The organism is Staphylococcus succinus (assembly GCF_029024945.1).
Taxonomy (GTDB): Bacteria; Bacillota; Bacilli; order Staphylococcales; family Staphylococcaceae; genus Staphylococcus; species Staphylococcus succinus.
The window spans coordinates 1,219,602-1,238,060 of the sequence record NZ_CP118976.1 but is presented as its reverse complement, the minus strand read 5'-3'; the positions used below and the strand labels follow the sequence as shown (position 1 = coordinate 1,238,060).

Genomic DNA, 18,459 nt, shown 5'->3' with positions numbered 1-18,459 from the left:
TCCTATGCTTTTAATTGATTAATTCGTAATTGAACACCGTCATATTTTTCTTGGTAATTTTGTTTCTTCTCACGTTCTTCATTGATTACTTTTTCTGGTGCTTTACTTACGAAATTTTCATTAGCTAATTTTTTATTTACTCGATCTAATTCTTTTTCCCATTTTGCAAGTTCATTTTCTAAACGTTCAATTTCTTTATCCATATCAATTAAGCCTTCTAATGGTAGCACCACTTCGCCTGCAGTAGTAATAGATGTTATGGCTTTTTCAGGAATTTCAATAGAAGTTTCAATCGTTAACTCGCTTGGGTGACAAAATCTATCTATATAATTTGAATTATTTTGCAATGTCGCTTTAATATTTTCATCTTTTGCTTGAATAAAAATAGGAATAGCTTTGGAAAGTGGTGTATCAACTTCCAAACGAGATGTTCTTACAGATTTAATGATTTCAACAAGTTGTAACATTGTTTCTTTACTTTCATCAAAAGTAAGTGCATCGTCTACTGTTGGCCATGCTGCATTCACGATTGTTTCACCTTCGTGAGGTAAATTTTGCCAAATTTGTTCAGTCACGAATGGCATGAATGGGTGTAGCATTCTCATTGTATTATCTAAGACATACGTCAATACTGAACGCGTAACTTGTTTTTGCGCCTCATCTTCACCGTTCATAGGAATTTTACTCATTTCAATATACCAATCACAGAAATCATCCCATATAAAGTTATAAAGCGCACGCCCTACTTCACCAAATTCATATTTTTCACTTAAATCAGTCACATTAGCGATTGTTTCGTTTAAACGTGTAAGAATCCATTTATCGGCTAATGATAAATCACCAGATAAATCAACATCTTCCACTTTAAAATCATCCCCGATATTCATAAGACTGAATCTCGCAGCATTCCAAATTTTATTGATGAAATTCCATACGGATTCGACTTTTTCTGTAGAGTAACGTAAATCATGTCCGGGAGATGAGCCAGTGGCTAAGAAATATCTTAAGCTGTCTGCACCATACTCGTCAATAACATCCATCGGATCAACGCCGTTACCCAATGATTTACTCATTTTACGCCCATCATCGCCACGCACTAATCCATGTAATAATACATCATTAAACGGACGTTTTCCAGTAAATTCTAATCCTTGGAATATCATTCTAGCTACCCAGAAGAAAATAATATCATATCCCGTTACTAGTACATTCGTTGGGAAATAACGTTGGAAGTCTTCTTTATCTATATCTGGCCAACCTAATGTTGAAAATGGCCACAATGCACTTGAGAACCATGTATCTAATACATCTTCATCTTGTGTCCAATTTTCACTATCTTCTGGTGCTGATTCACCAACGTAAATTTCTCCAGTTTCATTGTGGTACCAAGCTGGAATTTGATGTCCCCACCATAATTGGCGTGATATAGTCCAATCTCTTATTTCTTCCATCCAACGATTAAATGTCTTTTCAAATCTTGAAGGCACAAAATCGATTCTATTATCAGTTTCTTGATTATTCAACGCTTGTTCAGCTAATGGTTTCATTTTCACAAACCATTGCGTTGACAAATAAGGTTCTACCACTGCGCCAGAACGTTCAGAGTGACCAACTGAATGCTCATGCTCTTCTATCTTAATGACCAAACCTTCTGCTTCTAGGTCTTTAACAAGTTGCTCACGACAATCAAATCTATCCATGCCTTCGTATTTATCAGCCTTGTCATTCATTTTACCAGATTCATCCATCACAATAATACGTTCTAAATTATGACGATTACCGATTTCAAAATCATTTGGATCATGTGCAGGTGTAACTTTCATTGCGCCACTACCAAAATCAATATCTACATATTCATCAGCTAAAATAGGTAATTCTCTACCGACGATTGGTAGGATTACTTTTTTACCAATTAAATCTTTATAGCGGTCGTCATTGGGATTTACAACAATTGCTGTGTCACCTAACATTGTTTCAGGGCGTGTCGTCGCAATCTCAATGTACCCTTCACCATCTGCATAAGGATATTTAAAATGATAAAACTTACCTTGTACGTCCTCATGAATAACTTCGATATCCGATAAAGCCGTTCTTGCTATAGGATCCCAGTTAATAATATATTCACCGCGATAGATTAAGTCTTTGTTATACATATCAACAAAAACTTTTTTAACTGCTTTGCTTAATCCATCATCTAATGTGAATCTCTCCCTGCTATAGTCTAAACCTAGTCCTAATTTAGCCCATTGGTTTCTGATAAAGTCAGCATATTCTTCTTTCCAATCCCAGGCCTTTTCAAGGAATTTTTCTCTTCCTAAATCATGACGTGATAAACCTTGTTCATTTAATTTAGCTTCAACTTTAGCTTGTGTAGCAATACCAGCGTGATCCATGCCTGGTAAATATAATGTATCGTACCCTTGCATACGTTTCATTCTAGTAATTATATCTTGTAATGTTGTATCCCATGCATGTCCTAAATGTAATTTACCTGTTACATTGGGTGGTGGAATAACAATTGTGTATGTTTCTTTTGAATGATCTTCTGCTGCTTTAAAGTAACCGTTGTTTACCCATTGGTCATAACGCCCAGACTCAACTTCGCTCGGATTATATTTTGGTTTCATTTCCATTCGTTAAAATCCTCCTTAAAAAATAAAAATACCCGCCCTACATATATAGGACGGATATTCCGTGGTACCACCTAAATTCATGAAATTAGTTCGCTAACTTCATGCACTTTAAATTATGATTAACGCTCAAACACGCTTTAACTTAGTTTATATACAATTGATTATTGTATCAGTTCAGCTAAAGTTCAATGTGGGCTACCTTCAATAAGTTAAACTGTACATTTTCAGCAATCATGTACTCTCTGTCAAATCTAACACTATTTACTCTTCCCAGTAGACAATATTTGTTTCCTTAATTATAGTATAATGGATGTGAAGATAAGTCAATGCAATGGAGGTAAAATTTATGAACGAATGTGCTTTTGGAACGAAAGATCCCATTTATTTACAGTATCATGATGAAGTATGGGGACAGCCTCTATACGACAGTCTTGAATTATTTAAATTGATGGCACTTGAATCACAACATGCTGGATTATCTTGGTTAATGATTCTCAAGAAAAAAGAATCTTACGAATCAGCTTTTTATAATTTTGATCCTGCAAAAATTTCTAATATGACTTCGGAAGACATTGATGCATTAATGTCATTTCCCAATATAGTGCATAATCGAAAAAACCTAGAAGCTATTGTAGGACAAGCAAAAGGTTATTTTGAAATCGTAAAAGATTATGGCAGTTTCAGTGATTTTCTCTGGTCTTATGTAGATGGTAAGCCTGTAGATTTTCAATATACGCATCCAAGTGATCGAATTACTGTAGATGAGCGTGCCACCCAATTATCAAAGAAACTAAAAAGTTATGGTTTTAAATTTTTAGGCCCAGTAACTGTATTCTCCTTTCTTGAAGCTGCTGGACTCTATAATGCTCATTTGCAGTGTTGTCCCAAAAATCCAAATAATTTATAACATAAATAAACCTTAAGTGACATTTCACCTAGGGTTTATTTATATATTAATCTCTTTTATCAATTTATTTATTCAACATGATAAACATCCCTGATATTTAACTTACACACCTTATAATATGTCTCGCTTAATACTGGTCAGTTATTTGTTCAGGATTCTGTGGGAAAACTACTAGCCATAGACTACAGGAAAGCGTGCGTAAAAAAACTGTCGACAAAGTCAGAGACTTTGTCGACAGTTTGAGGAAGTGACTCAAATTCATTTCCTTTTTAATATTAAAACGATAGCCATTGCTGCTATTATTTTTATTTAATTTCTGAATGCCACCATAGTGAATCTTTTGGATTTTCAACAGCAATTTCAAATTCTTTCTCGTTTGCTACTGTTGGATAAGACCCTTTTAACGATTGTTTTGAAGTATCTTTGAATAAAAATACAACTACAATTAGTCCTATAATACTAAATGCTAACCAGTAAAATGCTGGTGCTAAATTACTTCCTGTTTCATGTACAAGCCACGAAGCAACTAACGGTGTTGTACCACCAAAAATTGAAACTGCAATATTGAATGTCCATGAAAGTGTTCTATATCGAACATTTGTGAAGAATAATGTTGGTAATGTACCTGGCATTGTCCCTTCATAAACAGATAACACAATACCAATCATTAATAATCCTATAAATAGGAATGCAAGACTACCCATATTTAAGAATTGGAAAGCAATCACAGAAAATACGATACCTAAAATTAATCCAATACTAATAATTTTCTTATTTCCTACTTTATCGCCTAAACGACCAAACATAATAGCAAAAGGTAACATGATAATTAATACAATCGCAGTGATTGGCGTGCTAATTGTATCTTTGATACCAATATTTTCGTCTAAGTATGAAGGCATATAGCCTAATAACATATAGTTTGTGATGTTAAAGAATGCTACAAATACCACACATATTAAAATATCACGTTTGTTTTCTTTAATGATTTGTAGGAATCCTGGTCCCTCTTCTTCTTCTTGTGCCAAATCATTTTCAAAAATAGGAGATTCTTCTAAATGCGTTCTTAAGTACAATCCAAATAATCCAATTGGAATACTAATGAAGAATGGTATTCTCCAACCCCAACTTTCCATACTACTACTTGGAATTAACCAAAACATAATTGTAACAAGCACAGATGCGAAGATATAACCTGACAGTGTACCTAGTTCAAGGCCACTACCTAATCTGATACGTTTGTTATCCGGTGAAGATTCTGCGATATAAACCATCGCTCCAGCATATTCTCCTCCAACTGAGAAGCCCTGTAATATACGAGCAATTAATAAAATAATTGGTGCCCAAATGCCAATTTGATCATATGTAGGTAAAATTCCTATTAAAAATGTAGAAAATGCCATTAACATGATTGTAGTTGTCAATACAATTTTTCTTCCATATTTGTCACCTATCTTACCAAAAACAATACCACCAACTGGTCTTAGTAAAAATGCAATCGCAAACGTTGCGAAAGTAAAAATCAGCTTCAATTCATCATTATCAACTTGACTAAAAAAGTTTTTACTAATGATTACTGCTAAGTATGAATATAAAGCAAAGTCAAACCACTCCATAGCATTTCCAATCCCAGTTGCAAAAACACTTTTTTTCGCTTGGTTTATGTCTACAGTGTTAATTTTCCTTTTGTTAAATTTCATGACATATACACTCCTTTTAATTACAAGAAGTCATTTTAGCACTAATCAAAAATACGTCAATAGCGAGAAAATAATTGATACAATTAAAGAAATCGCTTACTCACAGTGTAGTAAACGTAAGAAACGTTTTAAAATCTTTTAACAGTCAGAAAATTCCGATTATTATATTAATGTAAAATTTATAATTTGGTGTAATTTGATATTTTGTGCCGAAGTGTAAATTAACTCAATTCACAATTGTATTTGATAGTTATTTTTCATCTAAATGCCACTTTATTTTCAAATAATTCAAAAAAATATAATAAAACACCATGAGTTTACTTCATTAAAAAATTATTTTTATAATGAATTTAATTTTGAAATTTAATGGTTATCATACCAAAAAAACCAACCAGATTATTATATCTGATTGGTATATATTGCTGAATAAATGACTTTATATTTTTATAACCTGAGCTTAATTTAATCGTCTAATCATTCTACATATCATTTATTTTTAGCATGAGTTCTTTCTCTATATTTAAGAAAATAGTTTAACATTGGTGCTACTAAAAAGAGAATAAAGAAAATTCTAAAGATATGATAACTCGAAATCATAGCCACATCAGCCCCTGTTTCAATAGCAACTAATACAATCTGACTCATACCGCCTGGAGCGGCCCCTAAAAACAACTCATTAATAGAGTGATTTGAAAACATTGATATTAACCACACCATAACAAAGGCTAATAAAATAAGAAAAATATTTTGAAATGCTATTGCAGCAGCTATACGTCCTTTCATTTGATCCACTAAATTAGCAATCTGTATGCCAATTCTTATCATATAAATGACTTGAGCTGCAGCTATGATGTAATTATCTAATGTAAATGTTACACCCGTGATTAGATTCCAACTTATTAACACAACAATTGGTGCTAACAGTTGTCGAGTAGGAAAATTAATTTTCCCCATTAAGTAATAAACAATGATAATAGCTAAAATTAAACATACTATACTGGGCAACGTTAGTGCCTCTGTTAATTTTTCTGTTGCAGTTGTACCTAGTGATGAATGTCCATTAGCGTCTTTGAAAAAATAGGAAATAAACGGAACAAGAATAACCACAAAAATAATTCTTGAGGTTTGCGTTAAACTTACAACCATGATATTAGCATTTTTATTCTCTTCTGCCATAATGAGCATTTGACTCAAGGCGCCAGGTATTACACTAAGTATTGCAGTTTCAATATTAACTTTAGCAATCTTTTGAAAAAAATAAGCTATCAGCAAAGCAAGCACAAGTAACATGACTGTAATCATGACAATCGTAAACCAATCATTTTTAATATCATCGATAACCGTATCTGTAAATGTCGAACCTATTTGAACACCGAGTAGAATAAGTCCAATTTGACTTAACCAAAATGGCCAACGAATTTCTAAATGAAAAACCTTAATACAAATCACACTAGCAATGATTGGTCCAAACATGAATGGTAATAAGACATGTAATGCATGAAGTAATAAACTTAATAGGATTGCTACTGTTAAAACAATTAAATTGTTTCTCAATTGCTTACTCATGTCCTCACAACTTTCATATATCATTTTATTTAAACATGATTCCAAATAAAAAGCACCCGTTCAACGCAATCGTTGCTCGGGCGCAAATAAAACTTTATACAATTCTACTTAGCGCAGTATCAAATGCTTGTATCGTTGCTTTAATATCTTCTTCGGTGTGTGCGGTTGAAAGAAATGTACCTTCAAACTGTGAAGGTGGTAAAAATACGCCTTCTTTTGCCATTTCTCTATACATTTGACTGAACATTTCTAAATCGCTATCATTCGCTTGTTCAAAATTTGTAACTGGCCCTGCATTCAAGAAGTATCCTATCATAGAACCAGCGCGATTTACAGTAATTGGCACATTATGCTTATTGAATACCTCTTTCAAACCTTCTTCTAATAAGTCACCAAGTTGATTGAAATAATCGTAAGACTCAGGTGTTAATTGATTGAGCGTTTCATATCCACTCGTCATTGCTAAAGGATTTCCTGACAATGTGCCAGCCTGATAAATATCCCCAGTCGGTGCAATTTGGTCCATTATCTCTTTTTTACCACCAAATGCGCCTACAGGTAATCCACCGCCGATAACTTTGCCTAGACAAGTTAAATCTGGCGTTACATTGAAGTACCCTTGGGCACAATGATAACCTACTCTAAATCCAGTCATCACTTCATCAAAAATTAATAATGAACCATATTCAGTTGTGATATCTCTTAAGCCTTGTAAAAAGCCTTCTACTGGTGGCACTACGCCCATATTTCCAGCTACTGGCTCAACAATTACACCTGCTATGTCATCACCAAATTCTTCAAAAGCAACTTTTATAGCTTCTAAATCATTATATGGTACAGTAATTGTATTTTTAGCGATTCCCTCTGGAACTCCTGGTGAATCAGGCAAACCAAGCGTTGCAACTCCCGAACCAGCTTTGATTAATAATGAATCACTATGACCGTGATAACAGCCAATAAATTTAACAATTTTATTACGACCAGTGTAGCCACGTGCTAAACGAAGAGTATCAAGAGTTGCTTCAGTCCCAGATGACACCATTCTTATCTTTTCAATAGAAGGCACACGATCAATAACAAGTTTTGCTAATTTATTTTCTTGAACAGTTGAGGCACCAAAACTTGTCCCTTTATCCACAACTTCGTGAATCTTATCAATCACTTGTTTATTTTGGTGGCCTAATATTAACGGACCCCAACTTAAAACGTAATCAATATATTCATTACCATCTATATCATAAATTCTAGAACCTTTACCATGGTCCATAAATATTGCTGGCGTATCTACTGATTTAAAAGCTCGTACTGGACTATTGACACCACCTGGCATCAAATGCTCAGCTTCTTCCATTGCCTTTTCAGAATTCTTATATCTCATTATAAATTACCTCCTTATTGTTCATCAATATATCTACAAATATCTTTTGAAAAGTATGTGATGATTAAATCTGCGCCTGCACGTTTCATTGAAATCATTTGTTCCATCACTACTGCTTTTTCATCAATCCAACCATTTAATGCAGCAGCTTTGGTCATACTATATTCACCACTTACATTATATGCTACTACAGGTACATTAGTTGTATTACGTACGTCTCTTATAATGTCTAAGAAGCTCAACGCTGGTTTAACAATCATCATATCTGCACCTTCATTTAAATCGCTATCAAGCTCTCTAAGTGCTTCGCGTCTATTTGCTGGATCCATTTGATACGTTTTACGATCACCAAATTGTGGTGTTGATTCTGCTGCATCTCGAAATGGTCCAAAGAAACTTGAAGCATATTTGATACCATAACTCATAATAGGAATATTATAATAACCCGCTTCATCTAGACCAGCTCTTATTTCTGAGACAAAACCGTCCATCATATTGCTCGGTGCAATGATATCTGCTCCAGCTTCTACTTGAGAAATTGCAGTCTTCACAAGTAATGGCAATGATTTATCATTATCAACATCTTTGGTGTGTTCATTTATCACGCCACAGTGTCCATGATCTGTATACTCACATAAACAAGTATCTGCAACAATCAGTAAATCACTATACATCGCTTTAGCTTTTCTTGTAGCCTCTTGCACGATACCGTTATGGTCGTATGCTCCTGTACCTACTGCATCCTTCTCATTTGGAACACCAAAAAACATGATGCCTCTAATACCGAGGTCGTAAGCTTCTTTAATTTCTTCATCTAATAAGTTCAAACTAAGTTGATAAACACCTGGCATAGATTTTATTTCTTCTTTTACATTATCGCGTTCAACAACGAATATAGGATAAATTAAGTCTTCTTTACGGATTTGTGTTTCACTTACCATGTTTCTCAAAGTTTTACTACTACGTAATCTTCTGTGTCTATCAAATTGCATTATCTTTCCAACTTTCTAATGTTTTTTTTACTAAGGATTCTAGTGTTTGAATATCTGCGATTGTAGCGCATATATTGTATTGTTCCAACGTTTCTAATGTTTGTTGACCAATAACAAAATAATTGTCAAAAGGTGGCACATCGTTATTTTCGAAAAAATATCTTACTGCGGAAGAGCTTGCAAAGGTTACTGCATCTATTTTTTTGTCTCTCATCAATCTTTTAACTGCAATGATATTTTCAGTATGTGGAATCGGTTGGTATAAGTCAATTTTACTAACTTTATAGGGTTGTTGTGCTAAGGTGTTTTGCAACAATGTCCTTGCTGATGCGCTAGAAGGTATTAAAATATGACTGCTTTTTGCTGCTTTAAACGTTTTTAGAAACCCTTCTTGCGAATAATCATCAGGGCAAAAATCCACCTTTATCCCCAAAGAATGACAATATTCAGCCGTTTTTTCACCGATTACAGCAATATGAGATACACTGACTTTAGATAAATAAGGATAAAAATATTTAACAGCATTTTTTGACGAAAAAATAAGCCAGTCATAGTTATTTTCTAATAAACTTAAATCAAAAGGTAGTGGCTCTACATCTATAAAAGGCATATGTAGAATACACGTATCATTTTTTTTAAATTCACTAGTTTGTGTCATAACTATAACTGGTCTCATTATTTTCACCTCAAACGGTTATTCTGCTTCGTTCAGTGCTTTAATTACATCGTATGCGCCTTGTTCATTCAATACTGCCGTTACTTTTTCACCTAATTCTACTGGATGTTTACCACGTTCTGTATGTTCATAGCGTTCTTTACCATCAGGGGACATGATTAATCCAGTGAACTCGATAGTACCATCATTGTCTTTAGTTGCATAACCACCTATTGGGACTTGACAGCTTCCATTCATGCGTTCTAAGAATGTTCTCTCTGCTGTAACACAATCCGCCACATCACTGTTGTGTACTTTTTGAAGTAATTCTAACAATGCGTGATCGTCTGCACGACACTCAATACCCAATGCACCCTGTCCAATGGCTGGTATTAAAGTACCTTTATCTAAATAACTCGTCACTATGTCTTCTGACCAACCCATACGTTTAAGACCTGCAGCAGCAAGTATAATGGCATCATAATCTTCATTTTCCAACTTACTTAAACGTGTATCAATATTGCCACGTATCCATTTTATTTGTAAATTAGGGTACTTAGCAAGTATTTGAGCCCCACGTCTTAATGAACTTGTACCTACAATACTTTGATCTGGTAGTTCATCTAATGGTATATGATTTTTAGCGATGTATGCGTCATATGGATTTTCACGATCTGGAATACATCCCAATGTCAGCCCCTCAGGAATGACACTAGGCACATCTTTTAATGAGTGAATCGCCATGTCTATATTGTGGTCAAATAACTCATTTTGAATCTCTTTTACAAATAAGCCTTTACCACCAACTTTAGATAATTGCTTATCGACAATACGATCACCTTTGGTCACTATTTCCTTAATTTCAATTTCTAAATCCGGATCTATAGATTTTAATTTATCAATGAATTGTCGGCTTTGCGTTATGGCTAACTTGCTTCTACGCGAACCAACGACTAACTTACGCATCGTGTACATCCTCCTATAGATGATTAAGCAATTTACACTTAATCATTCCTAGCTATTATTCATATCTCCAAATTAATGTATTTCTGAAATATGAGAAGCAAAAAATAAATTTATCATACTTAAACCAAACAAAAAGATATTAAAATATATTAATTTATTTTTATTTATAGTCCCTCTAACTCTTAAATATATATATACGCCATATAATATAGTAATAATTGTAGACATAATCACCTTAGAATCTATTAAGATATTGGCACCCAAAGTGTTAAATCCCCATTGTGCACCTAAGATGATGCTTAAGATGATAAAAATAAAGCCTATTAGACTACTATAAAAGACAACTTGTTCGAGTGTGGCTACACTACCAATTCTAAAATATTTTTGCGTAAAACGTTTTTGCTTTAAGTTTTTATACTGAATTAAGTATAAAACACAATTTACAAATGCAAAAGCAAATAAAGCATAACTTATAGTTGCTAAAGCAATATGAACAATCAGCAATTCATTTATAATATTGATTTTGCTGCCTGAACTTTGATAATTCATAGGTTGAAATGTATTAACCGCAATTAATGAAAAACCGATTAAATTAAATAAAAAAATAGAAATATTAATTTGTTTAATCACACTTATCACAATTGAAATAGAAATAATCAACCACGCGAGAGCAAATAAGACATCAAAAATATTTCCTAATGGTACTTGCTGAGTTACATTAATATAAAAAGATAAAGAGATTGTTTGTAACATCCAAACAATCCCTAATGTAACAAAACCAAATTTTCTAACTATATAATGCTTACTTACAAAGTCGAAAAAATAACAAGCAATACTAAATAAATAAATCAATAATATTAGTTCATTTAATCTTATGAACAGAATTTCTTGCATATCATCACCATTTGTATATGCTTATTCAAAACTTAAAATTTGACTACTGCTCACTTTATTTCTTGTCTTTTTAGGTTCATAAGCGTGTTCAGCCTCTATGTCAAAAATGTTTTGGAAAAGCTCTAATTTTTCGTTACTTTTCTTATCACTACTCAATTCTTTAGCTTGTTTGATAGGATCTTTTAACATTTGATTAATGATGCTCTTAGTGTGTTTTGAAATGATTTTACGCTCTCTATCTGTCAAACCAGGCAATTTTCTATCTATGCTGTCCATCGTATCTGATTGTATATTCATAGCTTTCTCTCTTAATGCCTGAATCACAGGCACAACACCCAACATATTCACCCATTCATTATGAGCTACAATTTCATTTGGAATCTTCTGCATGATTTCATTTGCTGCGTTTTGACGTTCTCTGAGATTAGCATCTACTAACCCCTTCAAATCATCTACATCATAATTAAAAACACTTTGTATTACATCTATATTAGGCTCTATATCTCTCGGAACCGCTATGTCAATTAATACTAGTGAATCATTTTTACGTTCAGAAGCGATCGTGCGCATCATCTCATTTGTTACTATATATTCCTCTGAACTCGTCGAACTGATTACAATATCAACTTTAGCTAAAAGATTTGGTAATGAATCCATCGGTTCATAATTCACTTGATGTTTTCTTGCTAAATTTTGAGCTTTACTTAACGTTCTATTTACAATAGTAATATCAGTGACACCTGAACCAATTAAATTTAAAAGTGATAGTTCACTCATATCCCCTGCACCAATGATTAAAGCTTGCTTATTATTAATTTTGCCAAATACTTTCTTACTTAGTTCAACAGCTGCATAAGATACACTCACCGCATTATCTGCAATATCAGTTTCATTATGTGCTTTTTTCGCAAAAGTAATTGCTTGTTTAAACAAGTGATTAAAAATAGTACCTGTTGTTTCTTCTTCTTGAGCAATAAAGAATGCATCTCTAATTTGGCCAAGAATTTGAGTTTCTCCAAGTACTATAGAGTCTAAACCTGAAGTGACATGCAATAAATGATTTACTGCTTCGTCCCCCACTTTTACTTCAGTCATAGACTTAATCTCTTCAACATCAAATCCAAAAGATCTCGCTAAAAATCTTTGTATATAATAGCGACCTGTGTGTATTTGATCAGCAACAGCATATACTTCTGTGCGATTACAAGTTGATAATATCACGTTTTCTAAAATAGATTTTGTTTCATATAAATCAACATTGGCTGAACGTATGGCATCATCTTTAAAAGCAACTTTTTCTCTCAGTGCTACATCTGCTGTACGATGATTAATGCTAACCGCAATTAAATGCATTTATAACGCCCTCCATACATATTACAATAAGTAAATTATAACACAATTATGACATGATTTAAGTAAGTTGCCTAGTAAATTAGAAGAATTATAATTTACATTCAAATTGTTGTCATAAATTGTACTTATAATAAACAAATGACCTTCAGCATATGATTATTACTTTTGAGTAATTACAAATAAGCAGCAATCATATCCCATATTAATTGTTGTTTATTATTTTTAACAGAAGAATAACTTACGATTTCATCTTCTGGTTCCATCTCTAATTTTTGTTGAATATTAGCTAGATGTTTTTGAACTTTACCTTTTGGTATTTTATCCTCTTTAGTAGCTACTACAAGTGTAGGTATTTCAAAATATTTAAGGTAATTGTACATTAATATGTCATCTTCTGATGGATTATGTCTTAAATCAACAAGCTGTATGACTAACTTCAATGATTCTCTACTAGAAATATATTTTTCTATCATTTTACCAAATGCTTCACGCTGTTTTTTACTTACTTTCGCATAACCATAACCTGGCACATCAACAAATACAAGTTGATTATCAATATTATAAAAATTGAGCGTTTGTGTTTTTCCAGGCTGTTGTGATGTACGCGCCATATTTTTTCTACCTATCATACTATTAATAAATGTCGATTTACCAACATTAGACCTACCACTTAGTCCGACTTCACTTAAGCCAGTTTCAGGATATTGTTCTGGTTTCACTGCACTAATTAATAATTCTATTTCATTAGGATTCACTTTCATTATTATCGACCCTCTTTTCTTCTAAACTAACTGTTCCATTATATTACACAATTACATGTATGAATACGTATTTTTATGATATCTGTTGTTTCTATTATAAAATAAAAGCCCTAAGTTGCATATATACAACTTAGGGCTTTTCACACGCTTAAATTAAGCAGAAGTTTGTTCCTTGTTCACAAGGTTTCCTTCTTTATCGTATAATTCAGGTTCTTTTTCATCATTAATTGTTTCATCCGTTATGATGACTTTTACAACACCTTCAGATGAAGGAACATCATACATAATATCAATTAATGCTTCTTCAATAATAGAACGTAAGCCACGAGCACCTGTTTTACGTTCTATTGCTTTACTACTAATAGCTGCTAAAGCTTCGTCAGTGAATATTAATTCCACGTCATCAAGTTCTAGCATTTTAGTGTATTGCTTCACTAGTGCATTTTTAGGTTGCGTCAAGATATTATTAAGCGCACTTACATCCAATGTTTCTAAGTTAGCAACAATCGGAACACGGCCAATAAATTCAGGAATTAAACCATAAGATTGTAAGTCTTCAGGTCTGATTTGTTCAAGTATTGCATCCTCATCATATTTAGAAGCTTCACTACTTGAGAAACCAATCACTTTTTCACCTAATCTACGTTTAATAACTTCATCAATTCCGTCAAAAGCACCACCAAGTACAAACAAGATGTTTGTCGTATCTATTTGAATTAACTCTTGGTTTGGATGCTTACGTCCACCTTGTGGTGGTACGCTAGCTGTCGTGCCTTCTAATATTTTTAGTAATGCTTGTTGCACGCCTTCACCAGATACGTCACGAGTAATAGATGTGTTTTCTGATTTTCTAGCTATTTTATCTATCTCATCGACATAGATGATACCTTTTTCTGCTTTATCAACATCAAAATCAGCTGCCTGGATTAAACGTAATAAAATGTTTTCTACATCATCACCGACATAACCAGCTTCTGTTAAACTTGTTGCATCTGCTATTGCAAATGGTACATCCAATGTTCTAGCTAACGTTTGCGCTAAAAGCGTTTTACCACTACCAGTAGGTCCAATTAAAGCGACATTACTCTTTTGTAATTCAATCTCATCTTCGTTTGGTCCTAATTGTTGGATTCGTTTGTAATGATTGTAGACAGCCACTGCTAACGATTTCTTAGCTTTCTCTTGACCGATAACATAATCATTTAATCTATCCATAATTTCTTTAGGTGTTGGTAATTCTGTTAAACCTTCAGTTTCTGATTGAGCTAATTCTTCTTCTACAATCTCTGAACACAACTCAATACACTCATTACAGATATATACACCACTTCCTGCAACCAACTTTTTAACTTGATCTTGGTCTTTACCACAGAAAGAGCATTTTAAATTTTCTTCATCTTCATTGAACTTGAACATTCTATTTACACCCCTATTCCCTAAAGACTATACTAGATAGTATTTTAATATGCAACTTGTTGATTTCACAAGTTATTTGCACAAAATAGTGTAGCAGATACATTAATTGAATGCATCTGCTACTGGTTTACTATATTAAACGACTAACATATAATTCACAAAATATTTGCTCTCGTTATATTTAGTTACGCTTCTGAGTCATCTTTAGATGGTTCTACTAATTTCGCTTCTTTTACTAATAAGTCGATAACTTTTTGGATACGCACATCATTTTTGATGATGTCTGTATTACCAAGTGTTTGTTTGATGTCTTCAGCAGACATATTAAACTGTTCACTCATTTTTTCTAATTCAGCATCGATATCAGCATCTGTTACTTCAACAGCTTCAGCGTCAGCAATTGCAGTTAATGTTAAGTTTGTTTTAACACGTTCTTCTGCATCATCTTTCATTTGTTCTCTTAATTGAGACTCATCTTGTCCAGAAATTTGGAAATAAGTTTCTAAGTTAAGACCTTGTTGTTGCATACGTTGTCCAAATTCTTGAACCATACGATCTAACTCAGTATTAATCATAGCTTCTGGAATTTCAATTGAAGCGTTGTTTGCAGCTTTATTAATTGCTTCTTCTTTTTGAGCATTTTCAGCATCAGTTTCTTTTTGTTCAGCTAAACGTTTGCGTACATTTTCTTTGTATTCATCAACAGTGTTAGCTTCTGCATCTAACTCATTAGCAATTTCGTCTGTTAATTCTGGAACGTCTTTATATTTAATTTCATTAACTTTCGTTTTGAAAGTAGCTTCTTTTCCAGCTAATTCTTCAGCATGGTATTCTTCTGGGAAAGTAACAGTAACGTCTTTTTCTTCACCAGTTTTAACGCCTACTAATTGTTCTTCGAATCCTGGGATAAATGAACCTGAACCTATTTCAAGGTCGTAACCTTCAGCTTGTCCACCTTCGAATTGTTCTCCATCAACATAACCATCAAAGTCAATGTTTACTGTATCGCCATCTTCAACAGCACCATCTTCTCTAACTACCATTTCAGCTAAGTGGCCTAATTGGTGGTCAATTGATTCTTGAACTTCTTCTTCAGTTAATTCAACTTCTTGTTTTTCGATTTCTACACCTTTGTATTCACCTAATTCAACTTCTGGTTCAACTACTACAGTAGCTTCAAATGTCATCTCGCTACCTTTTTCGATTGAAGTTACGTTGATTTCAGGTTGATCAACTGGTTTAATTCCAGTTTCGTCAATAGCTTCACCATATGCTTCTGGTAATAAGATATCAACTGCATCTTGATATAATGCTTCTACGCCAAAGCGTTGTTCAAATATTGGACGTGGCACTTTCCCTTTACGGAATCCAGGTACATTAATTTGTTTAACTACTTTTTTGAAAGCTTGATCAATTGCTTTGTCTACTTTTTCTGCTGGAACTGTAACGGATAAAACTCCTTCGTTACCTTCCTTTTTTTCCCAAGTTGCTGTCATGTATAAAAACCTCCATGATTATCCTATTTTATTTTTTCAACTTCACTATTATAGCATACGTGATTGCTCTACACAAACAATGAAATTACGAAGTATATAATATGGCTAGTTGAAATTAATTTTAATTTTATAATACTACTATAATTAACTACCCAAATTATAAATTGTTAATTATTCTGGTAAATCTATTGTTGCAATAAAACTGACAACACTATTAGTTGTGTCTAGATCTTCCAAGCCTAACATTGATTTAAAATAATTTATATAGGCATTCACCCACTCATCCACTGAAGCGATACTTTCAATATCTAATGGATAAAGTAATATAGCATGATTATTCATTACGTGGTTTGCTTCATCCATAAGTTGCGCTGCGTCATCTTCAATCTGACGAACAACTGCTGGAAGCACTTTTGTTTTTAGTACCGTTTGTTCAAGTCCAGAAAGTTGGCTTGGTCGCACTTCCATAGTGTGACCGAACTTCTGAACACGAATGCTTTGATTGTATCCGGCGAAGCGTAAATATTCAAGCATTATACAAATAACATTAGGTGCCAATGAAATTTCTTGTAATAAATTGACTACCGATTCGGTATAACGGTATTGATTATGATCAATTAAAGTAAGCATCGTATTGATTTGTTCACGCAGCGACAATGTTTCAAATCGTTGCAAAATTGTCGCTGCATGTTCATTATCTTTATCAATTTGACTTAAAGCATATTCTTTTATAGGAAAAAGTTCCATTCTCGTTTTATGCTCATTAACTTCATCCATAATTTGATCAATTACTTCAATCACTTCATAATACTGACCTAAACCATTTAAACTCTTAACATAATAAACCATCAAATCATCATATTTAGTGACACCTTGCTTTAATAAAATGATAGCCTCCTCGCGTAATTCAAGATAATGCTCCATTCGATAAAGTGTCGCACATTTTAACAAAGACATTTGCTCATCTAATTCAAATTGTTGTTCGAACACTTCAAAAAGTTCATAAGTTTGATCAAAATCATTTTGATTAAAGGACTGTTTAATTTCTCGTATTATTTTATCTTTTGAACGCGGAAAAGGAATGATGTCAGACATTATTAAACACCCCTACTGTAATGCTTCTAATATTAAAGAACTCCATGTTTCAAATTCATCATAGTTGTCTATCTTACTTTGGTCAACCCATTTAATCCTTAATGTATCTGTTTCCTTAGCTTCTACATCGATACTGCTCACCTTAATTTTGAACACTACACCTAAATGAACTTCTCCAACTTCATTTGTATCATCATTAATAAAACCTATGTAAGCTAAATTTTGAGATTTATGATCAGGTAAACCCACTTCTTCTTCTAGCTCTCTTTGTGCATTGATTCTAAGCACTTCATTAATGGATTCAGCACCTAGTACATCGTTCATGTGACCGCCTACACCAATAGAAGATTGACCATGAAGACGTGACTCTCCGCCACCTGATAAGCGCTCATAAACCAATATTTCATCATGTTCATTCTCTAAAATACAATATGAAATCAACTGTTTATATGTTGGATCTTCTTCCATATCTCCACGTCGCTTAATTTCGTATTTAGAAAGCGTATCAAAAACCTCTTGACCCTTAGCAGAGTTTTTATCAAGAAATCCATTAAATTGATTCTTTTCATTATTAAATAAAATTGTTCTTGGAACAACTGTAATCATTTCATCAAATTTAGACATCAGTTTCTCCTTCGTATATGACT

At 33.2% G+C, this 18,459-nt stretch carries 15 protein-coding genes and 1 other annotated feature; of the genes, 1 reads left to right on the top strand and 14 read right to left on the bottom strand.

Going from position 1 to position 18,459, the window contains the following annotated elements:
• Window positions 1–2: 2 nt before the first annotated feature.
• Window positions 3–2,633 carry a valine--tRNA ligase gene (locus PYW31_RS06030; RefSeq protein ID WP_046836654.1) on the bottom strand — a complete coding sequence of 877 codons (2,631 nt, stop codon included), beginning with the start codon at window positions 2,631–2,633 and terminating at the stop codon, window positions 3–5.
• 43 nt (window positions 2,634–2,676) lie between these two features.
• Window positions 2,677–2,920: a binding site (T-box leader), on the bottom strand.
• A 59-nt stretch (window positions 2,921–2,979) separates the two neighbouring features.
• Between PYW31_RS06030 and PYW31_RS06025 the strand changes: the two genes are divergently transcribed.
• Complete coding sequence (locus PYW31_RS06025; protein ID WP_046836655.1) at window positions 2,980–3,540, top strand: DNA-3-methyladenine glycosylase I; 561 nt, start codon at window positions 2,980–2,982, stop codon at window positions 3,538–3,540.
• Between the two features lie 305 nt (window positions 3,541–3,845).
• On the opposite strand, the gene PYW31_RS06020 is transcribed toward PYW31_RS06025, so the two are convergent.
• The 13 genes from PYW31_RS06020 to PYW31_RS05960 all read right to left on the bottom strand — a co-directional run bounded on the left by PYW31_RS06020 (window position 3,846) and on the right by PYW31_RS05960 (window position 18,436).
• A complete protein-coding gene (locus PYW31_RS06020) occupies window positions 3,846–5,240 on the bottom strand; it encodes an MFS transporter (protein ID WP_046836656.1) in 1,395 nt (464 codons plus the stop codon).
• A 486-nt stretch (window positions 5,241–5,726) separates the two neighbouring features.
• On the bottom strand, window positions 5,727–6,806 hold the full coding sequence (locus PYW31_RS06015; protein WP_046836831.1) for an AbrB family transcriptional regulator: 1,080 nt from the start codon (window positions 6,804–6,806) through the stop codon (window positions 5,727–5,729).
• A gap of 94 nt (window positions 6,807–6,900) precedes the next feature.
• Window positions 6,901–8,184 (bottom strand): glutamate-1-semialdehyde 2,1-aminomutase, encoded by a 1,284-nt coding sequence (gene hemL, locus PYW31_RS06010; protein ID WP_046836657.1) that lies wholly within the window; start codon window positions 8,182–8,184, stop codon window positions 6,901–6,903.
• 14 nt (window positions 8,185–8,198) lie between these two features.
• Window positions 8,199–9,176 (bottom strand): porphobilinogen synthase, encoded by a 978-nt coding sequence (gene hemB / locus PYW31_RS06005; protein WP_046836658.1) that lies wholly within the window; start codon window positions 9,174–9,176, stop codon window positions 8,199–8,201.
• Window positions 9,166–9,852 (bottom strand): uroporphyrinogen-III synthase, encoded by a 687-nt coding sequence (locus PYW31_RS06000; protein WP_046836659.1) that lies wholly within the window; start codon window positions 9,850–9,852, stop codon window positions 9,166–9,168. Before PYW31_RS06000 ends, hemB begins: the two co-directional genes overlap by 11 nt.
• A gap of 18 nt (window positions 9,853–9,870) precedes the next feature.
• Window positions 9,871–10,797: a hydroxymethylbilane synthase gene (gene hemC / locus PYW31_RS05995; protein ID WP_046836660.1), complete on the bottom strand. Its 927-nt coding sequence runs from the start codon at window positions 10,795–10,797 to the stop codon at window positions 9,871–9,873.
• 72 nt (window positions 10,798–10,869) lie between these two features.
• Window positions 10,870–11,691, bottom strand: a complete 822-nt coding sequence (gene ccsA / locus PYW31_RS05990) for a cytochrome c biogenesis protein CcsA (RefSeq protein WP_046836661.1) — start codon at window positions 11,689–11,691, stop codon at window positions 10,870–10,872.
• A 21-nt stretch (window positions 11,692–11,712) separates the two neighbouring features.
• Window positions 11,713–13,044, bottom strand: coding sequence for a glutamyl-tRNA reductase (gene hemA, locus PYW31_RS05985; RefSeq protein ID WP_046836662.1), 1,332 nt, complete (start codon window positions 13,042–13,044; stop codon window positions 11,713–11,715).
• 173 nt (window positions 13,045–13,217) lie between these two features.
• Entirely contained in the window at window positions 13,218–13,805 is a 588-nt protein-coding gene (gene yihA, locus PYW31_RS05980; protein WP_046836663.1) for a ribosome biogenesis GTP-binding protein YihA/YsxC, read from the bottom strand.
• 153 nt (window positions 13,806–13,958) lie between these two features.
• Complete coding sequence (clpX, locus tag PYW31_RS05975; RefSeq protein ID WP_046836664.1) at window positions 13,959–15,221, bottom strand: ATP-dependent Clp protease ATP-binding subunit ClpX; 1,263 nt, start codon at window positions 15,219–15,221, stop codon at window positions 13,959–13,961.
• A 185-nt stretch (window positions 15,222–15,406) separates the two neighbouring features.
• Window positions 15,407–16,717 (bottom strand): trigger factor, encoded by a 1,311-nt coding sequence (gene tig, locus PYW31_RS05970; RefSeq protein WP_046836665.1) that lies wholly within the window; start codon window positions 16,715–16,717, stop codon window positions 15,407–15,409.
• A gap of 171 nt (window positions 16,718–16,888) precedes the next feature.
• A complete protein-coding gene (locus PYW31_RS05965; protein WP_046836666.1) occupies window positions 16,889–17,812 on the bottom strand; it encodes a hypothetical protein in 924 nt (307 codons plus the stop codon).
• A 12-nt stretch (window positions 17,813–17,824) separates the two neighbouring features.
• On the bottom strand, window positions 17,825–18,436 hold the full coding sequence (locus tag PYW31_RS05960; RefSeq protein ID WP_046836667.1) for an NUDIX domain-containing protein: 612 nt from the start codon (window positions 18,434–18,436) through the stop codon (window positions 17,825–17,827).
• Window positions 18,437–18,459: the final 23 nt, after the last annotated feature.